The 20,198-nt window shown below is 67.8% G+C and carries 16 protein-coding genes and 1 tRNA gene; 8 read left to right on the top strand and 9 right to left on the bottom strand.

The window, feature by feature from the left end:
* From AVR91_RS21685 to AVR91_RS21660, 6 genes are all read right to left on the bottom strand, one after another.
* The coding region (locus AVR91_RS21685) for an NACHT domain-containing protein (protein ID WP_394329961.1) at positions 1–2,775 on the bottom strand (2,775 nt) is incomplete at its 3' end.
* An 8-nt stretch (positions 2,776–2,783) separates the two neighbouring features.
* A complete protein-coding gene (locus AVR91_RS21680; RefSeq protein WP_063272806.1) occupies positions 2,784–3,314 on the bottom strand; it encodes a toll/interleukin-1 receptor domain-containing protein in 531 nt (176 codons plus the stop codon).
* 92 nt (positions 3,315–3,406) lie between these two features.
* Positions 3,407–3,961: a hypothetical protein gene (locus tag AVR91_RS21675; protein ID WP_228709280.1), complete on the bottom strand. Its 555-nt coding sequence runs from the start codon at positions 3,959–3,961 to the stop codon at positions 3,407–3,409.
* 104 nt (positions 3,962–4,065) lie between these two features.
* Entirely contained in the window at positions 4,066–4,674 is a 609-nt protein-coding gene (locus AVR91_RS21670; protein WP_143254049.1) for a hypothetical protein, read from the bottom strand.
* Between the two features lie 219 nt (positions 4,675–4,893).
* A complete protein-coding gene (locus tag AVR91_RS21665) occupies positions 4,894–6,057 on the bottom strand; it encodes a tyrosine-type recombinase/integrase (RefSeq protein WP_063272809.1) in 1,164 nt (387 codons plus the stop codon).
* Positions 6,058–6,445: 388 nt separating this feature from the next.
* A tRNA-Arg gene (locus tag AVR91_RS21660) sits at positions 6,446–6,518 on the bottom strand.
* 184 nt (positions 6,519–6,702) lie between these two features.
* On the opposite strand from AVR91_RS21660, the gene AVR91_RS21655 reads away from it, so the two are divergent.
* Both AVR91_RS21655 and AVR91_RS21650 read left to right on the top strand, forming a co-directional pair.
* Positions 6,703–7,830, top strand: a complete 1,128-nt coding sequence (locus AVR91_RS21655; protein ID WP_211282751.1) for an epoxide hydrolase family protein — start codon at positions 6,703–6,705, stop codon at positions 7,828–7,830.
* A 151-nt stretch (positions 7,831–7,981) separates the two neighbouring features.
* The gene (locus AVR91_RS21650) at positions 7,982–8,899 is read left to right on the top strand and encodes a cation diffusion facilitator family transporter (RefSeq protein WP_063272810.1); all 918 of its coding nucleotides are present in this window, start codon (positions 7,982–7,984) and stop codon (positions 8,897–8,899) included.
* Between the two features lie 101 nt (positions 8,900–9,000).
* Here AVR91_RS21650 and AVR91_RS21645 read toward each other — a convergent pair whose 3' ends face one another.
* The 3 genes from AVR91_RS21645 to AVR91_RS21635 all read right to left on the bottom strand — a co-directional run bounded on the left by AVR91_RS21645 (position 9,001) and on the right by AVR91_RS21635 (position 11,151).
* Complete coding sequence (locus AVR91_RS21645; protein WP_063272811.1) at positions 9,001–9,309, bottom strand: hypothetical protein; 309 nt, start codon at positions 9,307–9,309, stop codon at positions 9,001–9,003.
* 331 nt (positions 9,310–9,640) lie between these two features.
* A complete protein-coding gene (locus tag AVR91_RS21640) occupies positions 9,641–10,360 on the bottom strand; it encodes a DUF305 domain-containing protein (protein WP_063272812.1) in 720 nt (239 codons plus the stop codon).
* 5 nt (positions 10,361–10,365) lie between these two features.
* Positions 10,366–11,151 carry a DUF3105 domain-containing protein gene (locus AVR91_RS21635; RefSeq protein WP_063272813.1) on the bottom strand — a complete coding sequence of 262 codons (786 nt, stop codon included), beginning with the start codon at positions 11,149–11,151 and terminating at the stop codon, positions 10,366–10,368.
* A gap of 203 nt (positions 11,152–11,354) precedes the next feature.
* Between AVR91_RS21635 and argS the strand changes: the two genes are divergently transcribed.
* The 6 genes from argS to rho all read left to right on the top strand — a co-directional run bounded on the left by argS (position 11,355) and on the right by rho (position 20,054).
* Positions 11,355–13,010 carry an arginine--tRNA ligase gene (gene argS / locus AVR91_RS21630; RefSeq protein WP_063272814.1) on the top strand — a complete coding sequence of 552 codons (1,656 nt, stop codon included), beginning with the start codon at positions 11,355–11,357 and terminating at the stop codon, positions 13,008–13,010.
* Positions 13,011–13,016: 6 nt separating this feature from the next.
* Positions 13,017–14,450, top strand: a complete 1,434-nt coding sequence (gene lysA / locus AVR91_RS21625; RefSeq protein ID WP_016336876.1) for a diaminopimelate decarboxylase — start codon at positions 13,017–13,019, stop codon at positions 14,448–14,450.
* Positions 14,451–14,453: 3 nt separating this feature from the next.
* Positions 14,454–15,764: a homoserine dehydrogenase gene (locus tag AVR91_RS21620; RefSeq protein WP_063272815.1), complete on the top strand. Its 1,311-nt coding sequence runs from the start codon at positions 14,454–14,456 to the stop codon at positions 15,762–15,764.
* On the top strand, positions 15,761–16,822 hold the full coding sequence (gene thrC / locus AVR91_RS21615) for a threonine synthase (protein WP_063272816.1): 1,062 nt from the start codon (positions 15,761–15,763) through the stop codon (positions 16,820–16,822). Before AVR91_RS21620 ends, thrC begins: the two co-directional genes overlap by 4 nt.
* Positions 16,819–17,700: a homoserine kinase gene (thrB, locus tag AVR91_RS21610; RefSeq protein ID WP_063272817.1), complete on the top strand. Its 882-nt coding sequence runs from the start codon at positions 16,819–16,821 to the stop codon at positions 17,698–17,700. The genes thrC and thrB overlap by 4 nt, the downstream gene beginning before the upstream one ends.
* Positions 17,701–18,119: 419 nt before the next feature.
* A complete protein-coding gene (gene rho / locus AVR91_RS21605) occupies positions 18,120–20,054 on the top strand; it encodes a transcription termination factor Rho (RefSeq protein WP_063272818.1) in 1,935 nt (644 codons plus the stop codon).
* Positions 20,055–20,198: the final 144 nt, after the last annotated feature.

Here is a 20,198-nt window from a genome sequence, read left to right as displayed (position 1 = left end):
CCAGATGCGTGCGGTGCCGTCGTCGCTGGCGGTGGCGAGTCGGGTTCCGTCCGGGCTGAATGCGACACCCTGGACCGGTCCGCTGTGTGTGGTGAGTGACTGGAGTCGGGTCCGGACGGGCGGCGACGGGGTCGGTAGGTCGTTGCCACTGTAGACGTGACGGAGATGGTTGATTTTCAAGCCGGTCAGATCGGTGTTGTCCAGGCGGCAGCGGCGGAGGAAGGCGCCCGTGAGATCGGCATCGCGCAGGCTTCCGTCGATGATCGTGGTCTCGTGTAGCACGGCTTGTTCGAGGCGGGTGGCCTCAAGGCGCGCCCGGGCGAGATTGACATGGTCCCAGCGGGTTTCGCGCAGATCCGCTCCGGACAGGGAGGCTCCGGTGAAAATGAGGGGGGAGGTCCTCGTACCGATGAACTGCCAGCCTCGTAGTCGGGCACCACTGAGATCACAGCCGGCCAGCGTGAGATGTGGTCGGTCGTGTGCGATGGCGTAAAGCGCGTACCGGAGCCACAGCTCACTGGCTCCTTCCAAGTACGACGTACGCCATCGGTTCAGGATTGCCCGGAGTGTCTCTTGATCATCGTCGTCTGCGATCAACTGGCCCAAGAAATCCAATGTCTCCACTGGCGGGATGGGAAGGCACCAGTCTTGACGGCGGTCATCGCGTATCGCGTCACATAGGTATTGGGCGAGGAAGTACTCATGGATAGAGCTGTGGGCGAACTGAAAGTCGGGGCGGTCAGGCCCGCTGTGGTCGTTGCGAACCACGAACGTGGCGGTGCGCAAGTCTTCCTCGAGTTGATCGCGTGAGGTGTTCCCGTAGCGCCTACCGAGCACGGGGTCCGTGGCGAGCTGCTCGTCGAGCCAGTCGTCCAAGTCGGCGCTGTCGACCCGCCGGTCACCACGCCTCCAGGACCACGCAGCCAATCGAGCCATCAAGGTGAGCTTGTGGTCGGGGCGCAGACGGTGTTTGCCGAGGTCTCGTGCGAGCCAATCGTGCAGGACCTGCCGGTAGATCGTGGCCGCGTGCACCGGCCGTTTCTGCGAGAGACGGTCCTCGATGAAGGGGATCTGCGCGGCGACCTTGGTAAGCGTGTACGGGCGCGTGGCCAGGTCGGATAGGTCGTGCACCGCTCCCAGCATGTCCATCACCTGCTCGACGTCCTGGTCTGGCAGGGCCTTGTCCAGGTATCCGCGGATCTGCACGTCGGTTAACGGCAACAACATCAGTGCGACGTAGTCCTCGGCGGTTGCGAGATCACGGTCGTGCTCGAGGAAATGTCTGGACTGCTCCCGGAGCGACCGGAAATAGTGAGTTCGGCAGGACAGCAGCATCTTGGTATCCACCCCGGCGAACGGGGCGTAGACCGTGCCCTTGCCCTTCACTCGGATTGGCCGGAGCTTGAGGAGCTCATGGGTAAAGGCTGCACCTTGCGCGGCGTCGAGCCGGACAAGGACCTCGTCCAATCCGTCGATGATGAACAGGGTAGGTACTTTTTGGGCCCGTGCGATGACCTCCTCTCCTGACGGGAGCCGCATGTTCCCAGCTGCCCAGCCGCGGTTGATGCACTCGGTCAGAATGGCGGTCAGAGGCGGCACCAGGTTGCTCAGGTTTCCGAGACGCCGGAGGTCGAAGTACAGCGGCTCGGGCCCCGATCGAGCCGGCTGGGCTAGTAGCCTTTCGGTCAACTCCTGGCAGGTAATTGTTTTGCCAGTGCCGTACTCGCCCAGCAGAGCGGCAAGCGGAGCGCTGTCTGGATCACGTGCCCATTCCATGAGGTACGCCACGACGTCCTCGACTCGCCGCTCTTGGTCGTGCGCACCGTCGGCCGTGTTCGGATCCATGCCTCCGGGACGGCCGTGCAGGTCGAAGAACTGGTCCCCGCATGTCTCCTTGAGCATGCGTCGGTCTTTCGTGCCCATGTCCAGTGGCTTCGCGCTCGCGCGGTCGAGTTGGCGGTGGATGTGCTCGACGAGGCCATTCACCCACTTGTCCTGGCCCAGGTTCCTCAGCCCGATGAACGGGACAGCCTGGGACCCACTGGGATAGATAGCCTTGGTCTCGAACCCATCCGCTCGGGAGCTCGTCGGCCGCAGCAGTACCGGCATCACCGTCGGGCCGAAGGAACCGCTGTAGGCACGCAATGTCTCGCCGAGCGCGGGCTGTGCGTACCAGGCGTTGCTGACCGCGACCACCACCAGTTCGCTGCCCGCCACTTCCATGCGGAATTGTCTTTCCCGGTCGTCACCTGTCAGCACGTCCCTGTCGGACCGCCATACGGCGATTCCGTGCTGCTCACCGCCCAATGCTTCGAACAGCAGATCCCACAGGCGTGCAGCTGGTACGTCGTCCGCGGTGGCATTGCATAGCACAATCCGTCGCGGCCCGAGCACAGTAGCCTTCCGGTCCTCGATGAGCACGTCACGAACCGCCTCGTGTTCACGCAGCGGTGCCCCGGCCACGTCGTCGCGCTCAGCCCAGAAGCTCAGCGTCCGACCCGGCACACCCAATTTGTTCGCGCCGTGGACCTGTACTTGGAGATCCACACCCTCATCTGCTGCGGCGGCGTTGACCAGTTTGACCAAGCGCTCCAACGCTTTCGTCGCGTCCGCCGATGTTTGCTGAGCGAATAGCAGATGCTGCACCCGCTCCGCAGTCAACTCGTCCGCCGTGCCCATCACATTCAGCAGCACGCTCATCGCCGTGTGGTCCACCGCGCTTAAGTCGACCCTGCGCAGCCGGGCGCGTGCCGTGGCGGGAGGTATCCGTTGCATGGGTGCGATCACTGCTGCTTGTCGGCGTGTATCGCGTAGCGGGCAAGCACCCGATGCATCTCGGTCACAAGGCCGTTCACCCACGCATCCCGCGCCGACATCCCGCGCACGTCGCTGAACGGTCGTTCATAGCCGTAGATTTGCTTGCTCTTCAATCCGCGCCAGTCCGCCTGCTTGCTGGTCTTCCGGAGCAGCAACGGAACCACACGCTTCCCAGGGACGTCGACGAGTGCGGGCAGCTCGACGCCGGTTATGTACTCGCTGCCCAGGAAGGCGTTGCTCAACGCGACAACTCCGACCTCAGCTGCCGACAACGCGTTGTGGATCCGGTCGTCCCAGCCCTCGCCGACAAGGATTGCTTCATCGGATCGCCAGAGCTGGAAGTCGAATACACGGTCGATGACCAACGCCTCGGCCAGCAGGTCCCATAAGCGCAGAACCAGGGTCTTGTCCTGTCCGGCGAAGCTGAGGAACACCCGCACCAGCGGTTTGCCGCTGGCCCCCAACTCGAGGTGCATCTCGGTGTTGTCCGTGCTCATGCGCCCTCTCGCGGTAGGCCTGTCGGGACGTGTGGCAGTAATCTCTGATTAGCCGCAGAACGTTACACGGGGCGGCGGCTGGGGGGCGAGCGCTACTTGGCCGGTATTTCACGAGGCCGGTTCACCGCGGCTAGCAGATGCTGCTGCTCGCGCTTGAGACGGAGGAAGGCCTCGCGCACGTACGTCGCGAACGGAGCACCAGGATGGACGATGAGGGCCCGATCCCGCACACCGTCGGCCTCAGCCGCCAGCACGATCTCCACAGCGGCCACGTGGGCGCAGAAGTCGCACAGAGCCTTCGGGAGCTCAGGCTCGATCAGGAGGTCGGCATGATCGACGATCAGGTCACGCATCTGCAGGTTGACCGGCTGCAACGCCTGACTCCTCCACCGCAGCCAGTCGCTGTCGGCGCGAGAAGGACTCCGATCCGCCTTGCGGGGCAGCCCCGAATCACGCAGGGCCTCCCAGACGCGTTCGTTGATCTCCACAAGCGCGTTGAGGGGCCCATACAATTCTCGCAGCTGGCTGTTCACCCTTGCTAGCCGAGCCTGACGCCGCTCTTGCCGGATTTGAGCACGCTGGTTGAGAACGAACACAAGAACGGCGACCAGTACGCTCGCGCTCGCGGTGATCACTGCTGTCGACACAGGTACAGCCTGCCGTACTCGTCGTTCGGATCACCAACGGCGTACGCGCGACTGGCGAAGCTGTGGCTCGTAGGTCCGCCGGGATCGGCGATCGGATGCGGGAGCTAGTACTTCCATTCCCAGCCGCCTCCGGCGTTGGTCAGTCCGCCGGGGATCAGCGCGAGTACGCCGCTCTTGGCCGTGACCTGGAGCTCTATTTGGCCGGTGTACTTCGAGTTCGATGCCCAGTTGTTGGGCAGGGCTTTCAGGCTGCTGCTTTTGCACATGCCGAGCTCGGCCGGGGTCGTGACGCCGTCTGGTGTGACGACTTGGAAAGCGAAGGGGTTGATCGTCCCGCCTAGCTGGATCGCGTCCTCCGGGGAGAGTTGGTTCGTCGCGACGCGGATGTCCAGCAGTAGCGTGTGCTTTCCTGCCTCGGTCTTCATATACGGGTCGCACTTCGGGTCGACGGTGATCTTGTCGATCGTGAATGTGACGACCTTTGTTGTGCCGTCCTGGCTCGTGAACCCCGCGGCCTCGCCTAACTGCTTCGGCACCCTGCCTTGAGCGTTGGCCCCGGCTGGGGCATTGTCGGTCGGCGCCGCGGCCTGGGGCGACGCACTGGGGAGTGCGGCGGCGTCCGGAGTTGTCGGCGCGGGCTGGGTTCCGCACGCACCCGTTGTGGCGAGTACGGCGACGGTGCCGGCGAGGGCGATGAGTCGAGTGGTGCGCACTGTGGAGCTCCTTGATCAGGCAGAGGTGCCTGGAAAGGTCGCTCGACATGGCGCGGGTGTTACGTGGGTAGATCGAGTCGGGATCGGGCGGTGTTCTAGCCGACGCAACTGGTGGTGGGCGGTGGTCATGGTGAGGAGTTCTGCCGACGCGTGAGTGGCGCAGCGTGAGTCATTGTGGATGCTCGGCGGGTTAGGCAGTTGGGATCGGCGGCGGCTTTCTCATGTACTCGGGACTGTTTTGTTGACGCGGGCTCGGCAGCCTCGGGTGACGGTGATGAGGTGCTGGCGGGTGAGCTGGGCTATCGCACGGTGGGCGGTGCTGGGGGCGACGTGGTGGATGGTCGCGAGTTCTTGGATGGTGGGGAGAGCGGAGCCGGGCGTGAGAGTGCCGTCGGTGATGGCGGTGCGCAGTTCGGCGGCGATCGTTTCGTACGGGCAGCGTGGTCGGCGGGTGGTGGTGCGAGTGTCGGGCTTGGTGGCGAGTGGACGCCGGGGTGTGGGGAGTCGGGAGATGAGGATGTTGCTGGCGCGTTGGTCGGCCTCGCGGACCCAGGCGGCGTAGTAGGCGAGGGTGGTGCCGCCGTCGGAGTGGCCGAGTCGGCCGGCGACGGTACGCACGTCGACGCCGGCGGCGATGAGTTCGGTGGCCGAGTAGTGGCGCAGTTTGTGCAGGGTGGTGCGGATTCCGAGGCGGGTGACCAGACGCCGGTACTGGCGGGTGAGGGAGTCCGGCGGGCGCCAGGTGGCGCCGTCGGCGCGGGCGGAGAACACGAAGCTGTCCGGTGTGAGCGCGGCGCCGATCGAGGCGGCGCGGTGCTGCTGGGCGTGGTGGTAGCGCACGAGCATGGCGGTGGTGTCCGCGTCGAGGGCAAGGTGACGCCGTTGGTGCAGCTTGGTGTCCTTCTCCCAGGTCGTGGTGCCGACTTGGGCGATGCTGGCCCGGATGACCAGGACGCGGTGGACCGGGTCGAAGTGGCGCCACCGTAGTGCGCAGAGTTCGCCGCGGCGGGCGCCGGTCACCATGGCCAGCCAGACCAGCGGACCGAGGTTAGAGTGCCGCGCAGCGGCGTCCATGATCTGGGCGGCCTCGGCCGGGGTAGGTGGTTGGGGTTCCAGATGCGCCTTGGGCGGTGGCGCGGCGTCCATGGTGGGGCTGCGGTCGATCCAGCCCCAGCGGAAGGCGCGGTGATAGGCCCCGCTGAGCAGATAGTGGATCTTGCGGACCGTGGCGGGCGCGAGCGGTCGGCAGCGATGGTTCTTCTGCGGGCGCCGGCAGTGGTCGCGGCAGCGGCGGAGTTCGGAGTAGTAGTGATCCAGTAGTTCCGGGGTGATCGCGGAGAGCCGAAGGTGTCCCAGCAGCGGCTGCACGTGCTTGGTGACCATGCACTGGTACGAGTGCCGGGTAGTGCCACTGGCGTGCAAGAGGGCCAGGTGACTAGCGAGTAGTTCAGTCAGGGTGACGTCGGTTCGGAGTTCGCGGCGCTCGCGGACCTGCGTCAGCATCCGCCGGGCTGCCGCCTCCGCATCATCGAGAGCGGTCGGTCCGGCGGGGATGGTTTGGCTGAGCATGTGTGCGCGGTGAGTGAACGGATCGGTGCCAACGTAGACCCGCACCCGGAGTGAGCCGCTGGGGAGGCGGCTGATGGAGCCGCGGGGACCGCGACGGAGAACGGTATTACCGCGACTCACTGTCGCGGAGGTCTTGCCACGCTTCTTGTCACATAACCGTCCAGTCTAGACTGGCGAACGGTGTTTGGCCTGGTCGGAAGTGTGCCCTCGGCAGGATTCGAACCTGCGACACCTGCCTCCGGAGGGCAGTGCTCTATCCCCTGAGCTACGAGGGCGTTGCCGCCTGAGCGACGTTGAAAGCTTAGCGCATGTCCCCGGGGGCTCTCGCGAGTGGTGGTCGTTAACCGGCGTGATGCCCGACGAGGCGGCCAGGGGTCCCCCTGACCAGGTCTTTCGCAAGAGCGAGCCGGTGGGCAGCCGAAATGCGTAGCGTTGGTGGCATCGACGAACTGGGAGGACCTGGTGATCGAACCGTTCGAGGTGCGGATCCCCGAATCCGAGATCGAAGACCTGCGAATCCGGCTGCGTGCGACGCGCTGGCCCGAGCCGGCCACGGTCGACGACTGGGAGCAGGGTGTCCCGCTGGAGTTCGCGCGGGAGTTGTGCCGGTACTGGGCCGAGGACTACGACTTCGGGCTGGCCGCCCGGGTCAACGCTTTCCCGGGCTTCAAGACCACTGTGGACGGTCTCGGGATCCACTTCCTGCACGTTCGCTCGCCGGAGCCGGACGCGACGCCGCTCGTGCTCACGCACGGCTGGCCGGGGTCGGTCGTGGAGTTCCTCGACGTCCTCGGGCCGCTGACCGATCCCGCCGCGCACGGGGGCGATCCCGCGGACGCGTTCCATGTCGTGGCACCGTCGCTGCCGGGGTTCGGCTGGAGTGACAAACCGTCGTCGACGGGCTGGAACGTCGAGCGCATCGCCCGGGCCTGGGCCGAGCTGATGGGGCGGCTCGGGTACGAGCGTTACGTCGCGCAGGGCGGCGACTGGGGCACCGGCGTGACGAACATGCTCGCCAAGGTCGTCCCGGAGCGGCTGATCGGCGTACACGTGAACATGGCGGGCGTCCCGTACGACGACTCCGTGCTGGGCGAGCCGACGGCGGAGGAGAAGGCGGCGATCGGCGACCTCGCGCGGTTCCGCGCCGTCGGATCCGCGTACGCGCAGCAGCAGGCCACGCGTCCGCAGACGGTCGGCTACGGGCTCACCGACTCGCCGATGGGCCAGGCCGCGTGGATCGCCGAGAAGTTCCGGGAGTGGACCGACAACGACGGCTCGCCGGAGAGTGCGCTGTCCTGGCGGCAGATGCTCGACGCGATCTCCGTCTACTGGTTCACCGGCACGGCGGCCTCGTCGGCACGGATCTACTGGGAGAGCAAGGAGCGGGACGTCTCGGCCGTTGAAGTTCCTTCGGGTATCTCCATCTTCCCGCGCGAGATCATCCGGCCGTCCCGGCGCTGGGCGGAACTGCGCTACACCGATCTTCGCTGGTACGAGGTGCTGGACAAGGGCGGGCATTTCGCCGCGTTCGAGCGGCCGGAGGCCTTCGTCGGCCAGTTGCGGGGGTTCCTCGGGTCGCTTCGGTAGCGGTGCGTGGCGGTTCCAGGTTTCGGGAAGGCCCTCCTGGGGGATGGCTTCCTTGTGTGGCTTAAGACATGGTGAACTTAGGCTCACCTGTATTGCACATATGCGCATGTGACAATATATTCGGCCTGTCGACTTCACGAGAGGCGGAGCAATGGGTCACGGGCACGGGCATGGGACGGCCGCGCCGTCGAGCGCGTCAGGCCGCTACCTCAAGAGCCTGACGATCGCGCTGGTCATCGGCGCCGGCTTCATGGTCATGGAGTTCGTCGTCGGGTTCGCCACCGGCTCGCTCGCGTTGATCTCCGACGCCGCGCACATGTTCACCGACGTCCTCGGCGTCGGCATGGCGCTGGCGGCCATCCTGCTCGCCCGGCGCAGCGGCCCGACGCTCACCAGGACATTCGGCTTCTATCGCGCCGAAGTGCTCGCGGCGCTGGGCAACGCCATCCTGTTGTTCGGCGTCGCGGGCTACGTCCTGGTCGAGGCCATCGGCCGGATCAGCGACCCGCCCGCCGTGCCCGGCCTGCCCGTCCTGCTGGCCGCGGCCGCGGGCCTCGTCGCGAACATCGCCTCCTTCATGATCTTGCGCAAGGGCGCGGAGGAGAGCATCAACGTCCGGGGCGCGTACCTCGAGGTCCTCGCCGACCTGATCGGCTCCGTCGGTGTGCTGCTGAGCGGCGCGATCACGCTGCTGACCGGCTGGCGCTACGCCGACCCGATCATCGGTGTCGCGATCGGTCTGTTCGTCCTGCCCCGCACCTACGCCCTCGCCCGGCGCGCGCTGCGGATCCTGTTCCAGCACGCGCCCAAGGGCGTCGACGTCGCCGGGATCCAGGCCGAACTCGGCGGACTGAAGGGCGTCGAGGACGTTCACGACCTGCACGTCTGGACGCTGACCTCGGGGATGGAGGTCGCGTCGGCGCACCTCACCATCGCGCCCACCGTCGAGCAGGCCGAGGTGCTCACCGAGGCGCAGAACCTGCTGGCGAGCCGCTACTCCATCGAGCACGCGACCCTGCAGATAGAAGTGCCCCAATGTGCTCAACGCTGCCGGGAGCTGTCCTGGTAGTGCGCGTCGTGAGGGTTCAGGAGCCGATGACTCCCGAACCCTCACGACTGAGCCGCTGGAGCGCCACTCCGGTACGGCTCAACTAGGGCCTGTCACGGGTTTCAGCAGGCCGAACCGTTGGCCATGCGCAGGTAGTTCGAGTGGATCCACACGTTGGACTGACCGCCCCACAGATTGCCCTTGCGCCAGTAGCCGGAGACCTGGGTCAGGAAAAGGCCCTGGCCCTGGCCGACCCACACCACGATATTGCGGTTCGGGTAGTCGTACGCGGGGACGCCGACGGTGGTGACGAAGCAGTCCGTGAGCACGGTGTCCGGTGAGGCCGATGCGGTCGCCGTCCCGCCGGCGACCGCGGCCAGGGCCAGTACGGCACCGGCGATCGCCTGCTTCGCTCGCTTCTTGGTTTCCAAGGAATACCCCTCCAGGTTGCATGGAATGGTCCAGGAACGGGTCAGAGGGCGGAGAAAAGGGAATCACGAATCGGCTGAACGTAATTGCGGCGGCGAATTCAAGGATCTCGCCGCTCACGTGGTCATGAATCCCGGAATGTCGAGCCCCCGCAGGTAATCGCGGTGACCGTTCGGTGGACGGTCACGACTCCCGGTCCGGCGAACGAGCCGGAGCCCCCCATGTTTCGTTCCCTGTGCAATCCGAAACTACTGGTGATTTATTGTCGGCCGCATCGGCCGAAAAGGTGAAGGTCTCGTGAGTGGCGAGGAACGGCCTTCACGTACTTCGTATTCAGGGGGGCGGCAGAGGCTGGGCGCCCCGGGAGGCGAGCATGCGGGTGATCAGGTCCGCTTCCGCGCCCTGCGACGCCAGGATGCTCGTGACCAACGCCTTCAGCGCGGGCAGGCCGGAGTGCTCCTGCGCGTATTGCGCCATCGCCGTCCCACCCTGGTGGTGCCTGAGCATCAGCTGCAGGAAGAAGACGTCCAGTTCCTTGCCCTGAAGCGAGCGCAGCTTGGTCAGTTCGGCGGTGGTGGCCATGCCGGGCATGAGGGACCCGCTGGACGGCCCCGTCGCCTCCTGCCCGTGCCCGGAATGACCGGCCATCGGTTCGGTCATCCAGGCCATGGGCGCGCCGGCGGCCTGCTCAGGCTGGTCCCAGAGCATGAGCCAGCCCTTCATCCTGCCGATCTGCTCGGTCTGCGTGCTCTGGATGTCGAACGCGAGCTGTTCGACCTGCCGGTCGGTCGAGTGGTCTCGTGCCCAGTTCGCCATGGTGACCGCTTGGAGGTGATGCACCGACATGTCCTGGGCGAACCCGACCTCGACCGAACCCGCGGCAGGGGTGACGGTCGCCGGTTCGTTGTCGATCAGCCGGGCGAGGAACGCGCCGATGCCGAGGCCGAGGATGAGGACGACGACGAGCGCGGCCCCCACCACCAGCCACCGGCGGGCAGGATGGGACGGTCCCTCCTCCCTTGCCTCGTCGACCCGGTCGAGGTCGGAGTCCACCTGGCTCACTTCGAGGCGGGCGCGGACGGCGGGGTCTGGGACTGCTGCGGCGCGTCGGGCGCGGTGCCCGCGGTGCCCTTGTAGTCCATGGGCTTGGCGTCAGGTCCGGGCGGCGTCGGGTCGAACGGCGGCTCGTCCTCCGGAGCGATCGAGGAGTCGCAGGAAGCGCCCAGTTCCGGGTAGACCCCGTTCGGGTTGCTGCGCAGCGCCGCGATGAACTGGTCGATCCGCTGGTCGTCGGCGTTGTCCAGCTTCAGCTGGTGCCCCCACGATTGGAGCGAGATCGGCTTGTCGAGCCCAGGGTAGGGCGACATCATGGTGTACGGCTTGCCCTCGACGCGGACCTTGAGCAGGTCCAGCGCGGCCCCGGAGACCTGCTGCGGGTTGTAGGCGATCCAGACGGCGCCGTGCTCGAGCCCGTGGATCAGCTTCTCGGTGCGGATCGCGTTCGGGTAGACGACGCCGTTGCAAGAGGCCCAGCTGTCGTCGTGCGGGCCGCCGTAAGGCGGGGTCTTGTCATAGGCCACCCGCTCGGTCGCCCTGACGTGGGCGCCGGCTGAATAGGTCGCGGTGACCACCCCGGGGATCCGCTTGGACGGATCCGGGTCCTGCTGGGAGGGGGCGAAGGCGGCCGCGGCCTCTTCGCGGGTCTTCTGCTCGCGCTTGGGCGCCGAGGCGACCATGTAGTAGGTGACCACCGAGGCAGCCAGGACGACGATCGCGACGACGGCGATGATCGTGCCCCAGGGCGTGCCCTTCTTGGACACGACGGAACTACGGGCGGCCTTCATGGCGTTCTTCGACGACGCGCCCTTTTTTCTGGTTGTCCCGTTAGCCATGGCTCCTGCGTTCTCCGAAGGGGGTGGTCCCTGCGCGGGCCAGTGTAGAGACCGCGCGTCTGATCACCGTGAACAGTCGGAAGATCACCGGCTTGGCTCACACCTTCCGGCGGTCGCTGCGAAGCCCGGACCAGGTCACACCTAGAATTCCGCGAGTGACTCCCGCAGCTCTCGCCGACCTGGTCCGTAACTCCGCCGTGCAGGTTCTCACCGCGCGCGGCCTCGACGATTCCGTGCTGCCGGAGAAGGTGACGATCGAGCGTCCCCGCAATCCCGAGCACGGCGATTACGCGACCAACCTGGCGCTGCAGGTGGCCAAGAAGGCGGGCATGAAGCCCCGCGACTTCGCCGACGCGCTGGCCGAGGCGCTCTCGGCCACCGACGGCATCGACTCGGCCGAGGTCGCCGGGCCGGGCTTCCTCAACCTGCGGCTCGCCGCCGACGCGCAGGGCCAGATCGTCCAGCAGGTGCTCGACGCCGGCGAGAAGTACGGCCTCGGCGACGCGCTGGCGGGCGTCAAGATCAATCTCGAGTTCGTCTCGGCGAACCCGACCGGCCCGATCCACCTCGGCGGCACCCGCTGGGCCGCGGTGGGTGACGCGCTGGGCCGCGTGCTGTCCGCGCAGGGCGGCCTGGTCACCCGGGAGTACTACTTCAACGACCACGGCGCGCAGATCGACCGCTTCGTGCGGTCCTTGATCGCCGCCGCCAAGGGCGAGCCCGCCCCCGAGGACGGCTACGCGGGCGGCTACATCAACGACATCGCCGCCGAGGTCATTCGCCAGGAGCCGAGCGCGCTGTCGCTGCCCGACGACGAGCGGGCCGAGACCTTCCGCCGGGTCGGCATCGAGCTGATGTTCACCGAGATCAAGCAGAGCCTCCACGAGTTCGGCACCGATTTCGACGTCTACTTCCACGAGAACTCGCTGCACGAGTCCGGCGCCGTGGCGTCCTCGGTCCAGCAGCTGAAGGACTCCGGGAACCTGTACTTCGAAGACGGCGCTTGGTGGCTCAAGTCCAAGGAACACGGCGACGACAAGGACCGCGTCGTCATCAAGAAGGACGGCAACCCGGCCTACATCGCCGGTGACCTCGCCTACTTCCAGGACAAGCGCAAGCGCGGCTTCGACCTGTGTATCTACATGCTCGGCGCGGACCACCACGGCTACATCGCCCGGCTCAAGGCCGCGGCGGCCGCCTTCGGTGACGACCCGGCCGTCGTCGAGGTGCTGATCGGCCAGATGGTCAACCTGGTCTCCGAGGGCAAGCCGGTCCGGATGAGCAAGCGCGCCGGCACCGTGATCACCATGGAGGACCTCGTCGGCACCGTCGGTGTGGACGCGGCCCGCTACGAGCTGATCCGCTACTCGGTCGATTCCACTTTGGACATCGACCTCGACCTGCTGCGCAAGCACTCCAACGACAACCCGGTCTACTACGTCCAGTACGCCCACGCCCGGCTGGCCTCGTTGCAGCGCAACGCCGCCGACCTCGGCCTGAAATCGGATGGCGAAGTCGACTTCGGACTGCTTACGCTGCCCGCCGAGGGCGATCTGATCCGCACGATCGGCGAATTCCCGACCGTCCTCCGCCGGGCCGCACAGCTGCGCGAACCGCACCGCGTCGCCCGGTACCTCGAAGAACTCGCCGGCGCGTACCACAAGTTCTACACCGTCGGCCGTGTTCTCCCCCAGGGCGACGAGGAGGCCACCCCCCTCACGTTCGCCCGGCTCGCGCTGTGCCAGGCCGCCCGCCAGGTGCTGGCGAACGGCCTCAACGTGCTCGGTGTCTCTGCTCCGGAACGGATGTAACCCAGAATGGCTCACCCCGCGGGCCCCCGCCACGCCGACGTCTACCCCCACGCCGACGCCTCCGGTTTCCCGCCGTCGAGTCCCGAAGAACTCGACAGGCTGTACCCGAAAGTCTGGCCCCGCAACACTTTCCGCGGCGGTGACGGCGTCGTCCGCATCGCCGGCGTCGACGTCCGCGAACTCGCCGAGAAGTACGGCACGCCGCTGTTCGTCGTCGACGAGGCCGACTTCAAGTCCCGGTGCGCCGACTACGCCGAGGCGTTCGATGACCCGGCGCTCGTGCACTACGCGTCCAAGGCGTTCCTGTCCATCGAGATCGCCCGCTGGGTGGCCGAGCAGGGGCTGAGCCTGGACGTCTGCAGCGGCGGCGAACTCGCCGTCGCGCAGCGCGCGAACTTCCCGGCGGAGCGGATCACCTTCCACGGCAACAACAAGTCGCTGTCCGAACTGGAAGCCGCCGTCGAAGCGGGCGTCGGCACGGTCGTCGTCGACTCCTACTACGAGATCGCGCGGCTGGCCGACGTCGCCGCCCGGCACGACGTCGTGCAGAACGTCCTCATCCGGGTGACCGTCGGCGTCGAGGCGCATACGCACGAATTCATCGCCACCGCGCACGAGGACCAGAAGTTCGGTTTCTCGCTGGCTTCCGGCGACGCGGCCGAGGCCGTGCGCCGCGTGCTCAACGCGCCGTCGCTCAAGCTGATCGGCCTGCACAGCCACATCGGTTCGCAGATCTTCGACGCCGACGGTTTCGAGGTCGCGGCCCGCCGCGTGGTCGGCCTGCTGGCCGAACTCGCCAAGGAGCACGGCTCCGATCTGCTCGACCAGCTGTCGATCGTCGACCTCGGCGGTGGTTTCGGTATCGCCTACACCGACAAGGACAACCCGCCGCCGCCCGCGCAGATGATCACGCAGATCCGCGAGATCGTCCGCAAGGAATGCGAGTACGCGGGCCTTCCGGTGCCGAAGATCGCCGGTGAGCCGGGCCGCGCCATCGCCGGCCCCGGCACGATCACGCTGTACGAGGTCGGCACCATCAAGGACGTCTCGCTCGGCGACAAGGCCGCCCGGCGTTACGTCAGCGTCGACGGCGGGATGAGCGACAACATCCGCACCGCCCTCTACGACGCGGTGTACGACTGCCGTCTCGTATCCCGGTCGGCCGACGACGACGGGGACGGCCAGGCGAGCGCCGCTTTGTCCCGGGTCGTGGGAAAACACTGTGAGTCCGGCGACATCGTCGTCCGTGACTGCTGGCTCCCCGACACCCTTGCTCCCGGCGACCTGCTCGCCGTGGCGGCCACCGGGGCGTACTGCTACTCGATGGCCAGCGGGTACAACCGGCAGCCGCGGCCCGCGGTGGTGGCCGTGCGCAACGGCAGCGCCCGCGTGCTGCTGCGGCGGGAGACGACGGACGACATGCTGCGCCTGGAGGTCTAGCAAGTGTCTACTGTAGACGGACGCGTGATCAGGGTCGCCCTGCTCGGCTGTGGGACGGTCGGTGGCGAGGTCGTCCGGCTGCTCACCGAGCAGGCCGAGGAGCTGGCCGCCAGGGCGGGCGCCAGGGTGGAGCTGGCGGGTATCGCGGTGCGGCGTCCCGACAAGCACCCCGAGCTGCCGCCGGAGCTGGTGACCTCCGACGTGACGAAGCTCGTGACCTCCCCGGACGTCGACGTCGTCGTCGAACTGGTCGGCGGCATCGAGCCGGTGCGGGAGTGGCTGCTCGACGCGCTCAAGGCCGGGAAATCCGTTGTCACGGCGAACAAAGCGCTCCTTGCCGAACACTCCGCGGAGCTGTTCGAGGCCGCCGACGCGGCGGGTGTCGATTTGTACTTCGAAGCGGCCGTGGCCGGGGCGATCCCGCTCCTGCGCCCGCTGCGCGAATCGCTGGCCGGTGACCGCATCACCCGCGTGATGGGCATCGTCAACGGCACCACCAACTACATCCTGTCCGCGATGGACTCCACCGGCGCCGGCTACGCGGAAACGCTGGAAGAGGCCAGTAGGCTCGGCTACGCCGAGGCGGACCCGACGGCCGACGTCGACGGCTACGACGCGGCTTCCAAGGCCGCGATCCTCGCCTCGCTCGCGTTCCACACCCGGGTGACCGCGTCCGACGTGCACCGCGAGGGCATCGCCGACGTCACCGCGTCGGATCTCGCCGCGGCGAACGTGCTGGGCCGCACGGTGAAACTGCTCGCCATCTGCGAACGCGTCACCGCCGACGACGGCACCGAATCCGTTTCGGCGCGCGTGCATCCGGTGATGATCCCGCGCGGTCACCAGCTCGCCGGGGTGGGCGGCGCGTACAACGCCGTCTACGTCGAGGCCGACGCCGCCGGTGAGCTCATGTTCTACGGTCAGGGCGCCGGTGGCGCGCCGACCGCGAGTGCCGTGCTCGGCGACCTCGTCGCGGTGGCTCGAAACCGGGTAGTCGGCGGCCGTGGCCCGCGCGAATCCGCGCACGCCGCGCTCCCGGTCAGGCCGATGGGCCAGACGCCGACGCGGTACCACGTCAGTCTCGACGTGGCCGATCGAGCGGGCGTCCTCGCCCAGGTGGCCCAGGCGTTCGCAGGGCACGGCGTCAGCATCGCCGCGGTGCGGCAGCGAGACGCGAACGACACGGCCAGCCTGGTCGTGGTCACCCACCTGGCGCCGGACGCGGCATTGCGGTCCACTGTGGACGACATTGCCCAGCTCGATGTGGTGAACCAGGTCGTCAGTGTGATGCGGGTGGAAGGCGAAGACCAGTGATTTCCCAACCGTGGCCGGGGATCATCCAGGCTTATCCGGACCGGATCCCGGTCCCCTCCGGCGCGAAGGTGATCACGCTCGGCGAAGGCAACACGCCGCTGCTGCCCGCCCCGCACCTCTCGGAACTGACTGGCTGCGAGGTCCACCTCAAGGTCGAAGGCGCGAACCCGACCGGGTCGTTCAAGGACCGCGGGATGACCGTGGCCATCACGCACGCGCTCGCCAGCGGGCTCAAGGCGGTCATCTGCGCCTCCACCGGCAACACGTCGGCCTCGGCCGCGGCGTACGCGGCCCGCGCCGGGCTCACCTGCGCGGTGCTCGTCCCGCAGGGCAAGATCGCGATGGGCAAACTCGCCCAGGCCGTCCTGCACGGCGCGCGGATCCTGCAGGTGGACGGCAACTTCGACGACTGCCTCGAACTCGCGCAGAAGACCGCGATCGACTACCCGGTGACCTTGGTCAACTCGGTCAACCCGGTGCGTATCGCCGGCCAGAAGTCGGCCGCGTTCGAGATCTGCGACGTGCTCGGCCGGGCGCCGGACATCCACTGCCTGCCGGTCGGCAACGCGGGCAACATCACCGCCTACTGGGCCGGGTATTCCGAGTACGCGGGCGACGGTGTGGTGAAGAACACCCCGCGGATGTTCGGGTTCCAGGCGGCCGGTGCCGCGCCGCTCGTGCGCGGCGAGCCGGTGGCCGACCCCGACACCATCGCGACCGCGATCCGCATCGGCAGCCCCGCGTCCTGGGACGGCGCGATGAAGGCGAAGAACGCGTCCGCGGGCCTGTTCGAGGCGATCACCGACGAGAAGATCCTCGAGGCGTACCGGCTGCTGGCCCGCAAGGAGGGCGTGTTCGTGGAGCCCGCCTCGGCGACCAGCGTCGCCGGCCTGCTCGCCACGGCCGCCGACGGCCGTCTGCCCAAGGGCTCGACCGTTGTGTGCACCGTCACGGGACACGGTCTGAAGGATCCGGCCACGGCGCTGGAGGGCAACGTCGAGGTCGAGCCGCTCGCCGTCGACCCGACCGCCGTCGCCGCCGCGCTGGACCTGCGATGACGCTGCTCAAGATCAAGGTCCCGGCGTCTTCGGCGAACCTCGGCCCGGGGTTCGACGCGCTCGGCCTGGCGCTAGCGCTGTACGACCGGGTCGAACTCCAGATCACCGACGCGGGACTCAAGATCGAGGTGACCGACGTCGGCGCGGGTGGCGTGGACGACGTCCCGACCGACGAATCGCACCTGGTCGTGCGGGCTTTCCGGCGCGGTTGCGAGCACCTCGGCCTCCGGCCGCCCGGCCTGCACCTGAGGTGTTTCAACGCCATCCCGCACGCCCGAGGCCTCGGCTCGTCCGCGTCCGCCGTGGTGACCGGGGTCGCGGCGGCGTACGCGCTGGCTGAGAAGCCCCTGGACGACGACGCCCTGCAGTTGGCGGCCGAGTTCGAAGGACACGCCGACAACGCCGCGGCGAGCCTGCTGGGCGGCTTCGTGGTGGCGTGGAGCGAGGGCGAGCGGTTCCGCGCCGAACGGCTCCAGCCGCATCACGACATCCGGCCCGTGGTCGCCGTCCCGGCGCTGCGGTCCTCGACCGACGCCACCCGCGGGCTCCTTCCCGAGCGGGTCCCGCACGCCGACGCGGCGTTCACGGCCGGTCGCGCGGCGCTCGCGGTGCACGCGCTGACCGCGCGCCCGGACCTGTTGCTCTCCGCGACCGAAGATCGGCTCCATCAGCATTACCGGGCGTCCGCGTACCCGGCGAGCAGCGAATTGGTGCGCGCACTGCGGGCCGAAGGGGTGGCCGCGGCCATCTCCGGGGCCGGTCCGACGGTGCTCGCGCTGACCACCGGGGGAATACTCCCGGCGGGCGTCGACGTTACGTCTTTCGACGTCACCGAGCTGCCGATCGATCCGGGCGGCGTTCAGGTTGCGGCTCAGTAAAGCCTCGGTCACATGCCGGAGCCCCGCCCCGCCACGCGGGGGGTGGTTGTTGCACCGGACCGTGGCGCGGTCTACCCTCGGGGGCGTTCGATCACCGTGCGTTTCCGCACCCGGTGCCGGTCCAGGTGACCAGTGTCATCCTTGGCCCGCATCCTTCGTTGATCCGCCAGTTCCGTACACCGCCTGGCAAGCGGGGAGTAGCGGATGGACGCAGGCGGGTTCCCGGTTCCGGCGGTGCCGAATTCCGCTTCCTCCGTTTGGAGGACGCAAATCCCTGTGCTGGAGGCCTTCTAGCTGTGTTCAACACGGCCGAGGAGCTGATCGCCCGTATCGGGGGCCAATTACGCCGTTTCGCAATCGGACGCGAGCGGCGGTCCGCTGATCCACCTGGAGGCGTGGATCGGTCAGGAAGGACATTTGTGAGCAACACCGATCTTTTGAGCGACGTCGAAGGTGGCGCCGCCGAGTCGAACGGCGTCGTCGCTCCCAAGCGCACGGTCGGCGGATTGACCGGCAAGACCGTCGCCGAACTGCGCTCGATCGCTGGGGACCTTGGCATCGGCGAGACGACGGGCATGCGCAAGGGCGATCTGATCGCGGCCATCCGCGAGCGCCAGGGCAAGACCAAGCGCAAGACCCCCGCCGCGGCGAGCGAAACGCTTCCGCTCGAGGGGATCGACGCACCGCGCAAGGCCCCGAAGGCCGAAGCGCCCAAGACCGAGGCCCCGAAGCAGGAGGCCCCGAAGGAGGAAGCCGCTCCGGCCGAGGCTCCTCGTGCGGAGAAGGCCGAGAAGGTTTCGGAGAACGGCTCCGCGCCCGCCGCCGAGCGGCCCGCGCAGCAGGAAAGCGGGCAGCAGGACGGCCAGCCGCAGCAGGAGGAGGGCGGCCGCAGCCGTCGTCGCCGCGGCTCCAACCGTGCCGCCGGTTCGCCCGAGCAGGGCGGCCAGCAGCGTGAGCGCAACGACCGCGGTGACCGTGGTGACCAGGGCGGCAACCGCCAGGGCAACCGCGACGGCCGTGGCCAGGACAACCGCCAGCGCAACCAGCAGGGCGGCGGCCAGGACAACAGCCAGCGCCAGGGCCAGGGCCCGCAGGGTGACGACGACGAGGAAGGCGGCCGTCGCGGCCGTCGCTTCCGCGACCGTCGCCGCCGGGGTTCCGGCGGTGGCCGCGAACAGGGCGGCTCGCCCGACACCGAGATCCGCGAGGACGACGTCCTGCTGCCCGTCGCGGGCATCCTGGACGTGCTCGACAACTACGCGTTCGTGCGCACCTCGGGCTACCTCGCCGGGCCGAACGACGTGTACGTCTCGCTCTCGCTGGTCCGCAAGTACGGCCTGCGCCGCGGTGACGCCATCACCGGTGTCGTGCGCCAGCCGCGTGACGGCGAGCAGCAGCGGCAGAAGTTCAACCCGCTGGTGCGCGTCGACTCGATCAACGGCCTGGAGCCGGACGAGTCCAAGCGCCGTCCCGAGTTCACCAAGCTGACCCCGCTGTATCCGAACGAGCGGCTGCGCCTCGAGACCGAGCCGCACAAGCTCACCACCCGCGTCATCGACCTGGTGATGCCGGTCGGCAAGGGGCAGCGTGCGCTGATCGTTTCGCCGCCGAAGGCCGGCAAGACGACGATCATGCAGGACATCGCGAACGCGATCTCGACGAACAACCCCGAGTGCCACCTGATGGTCGTGCTCGTGGACGAGCGTCCCGAAGAGGTCACCGACATGCAGCGGTCGGTGAAGGGTGAGGTCATCGCCTCGACCTTCGACCGCCCGCCGTCCGACCACACCTCGGTCGCGGAGCTGGCCATCGAGCGGGCGAAGCGCCTGGTCGAGATGGGCCACGACGTCGTCGTGCTGCTCGACTCGATCACCCGTCTTGGCCGTGCGTACAACCTGGCGGCCCCGGCGTCCGGCCGGATCCTCTCCGGTGGTGTCGACTCGACGGCGCTGTTCCCGCCGAAGCGTTTCCTCGGCGCGGCGCGCAACATCGAGAACGGCGGCTCGCTGACGATCTTCGCCACGACGATGGTCGAGACCGGTTCCACCGGTGACACGGTCATCTTCGAAGAGTTCAAGGGCACCGCGAACGCGGACCTCAAGCTCGACCGGAAGATCGCCGAACGGCGCGTGTTCCCCGCGGTGGACATCAACCCGTCCGGTACCCGCAAGGAAGACCTGCTGCTTTCGCCCGACGAGCTCGCGGTCACCCACAAGCTGCACCGGGTGCTGCACGCGCTGGACTCGCAGCAGGCCATCGACCTGCTGATCTCGCGTCTGCGCAAGACGAAGACCAACATCGAGTTCCTCATGCAGGTCTCGAAGACGGCCCTCGGCTCGAACGACGACGACTGATTCTTTCGGTCCAGTACATGAAGGCCCCCTTCCTTGCGCCAGGCGCAAGGAAGGGGGCCTTCATGTACTTCCGGCTGGCCTCGTGAGCGCCCGCGTGTTGCGAAAGCCACTTTCGCAACGTTCAAGGTTGCGAAAGTGGCTTTC

Origin of the sequence: Amycolatopsis keratiniphila subsp. keratiniphila, from assembly GCF_001620365.2 — a bacterium.
GTDB lineage: Bacteria > Actinomycetota > Actinomycetes > Mycobacteriales > Pseudonocardiaceae > Amycolatopsis > Amycolatopsis keratiniphila.
Note: the sequence above shows the minus strand (reverse complement) of the source record. Positions and strands in the feature narration are given on the sequence as shown.

Coding starts and splice junctions, on each gene's coding strand:
- AVR91_RS21680 (WP_063272806.1), bottom strand. CDS start 3,314: ATGAGCACGGACAACACCGAGATGCACCTCGAGTTGGGGGCCAGCGGC.
- AVR91_RS21665 (WP_063272809.1), bottom strand. CDS start 6,057: ATGGTCACCAAGCACGTGCAGCCGCTGCTGGGACACCTTCGGCTCTCC.
- AVR91_RS21650 (WP_063272810.1), top strand. CDS start 7,982: ATGGGTCACGGGCACGGGCATGGGACGGCCGCGCCGTCGAGCGCGTCA.
- AVR91_RS21635 (WP_063272813.1), bottom strand. CDS start 11,151: ATGAAGGCCGCCCGTAGTTCCGTCGTGTCCAAGAAGGGCACGCCCTGG.
- lysA (WP_016336876.1), top strand. CDS start 13,017: ATGGCTCACCCCGCGGGCCCCCGCCACGCCGACGTCTACCCCCACGCC.
- thrB (WP_063272817.1), top strand. CDS start 16,819: ATGACGCTGCTCAAGATCAAGGTCCCGGCGTCTTCGGCGAACCTCGGC.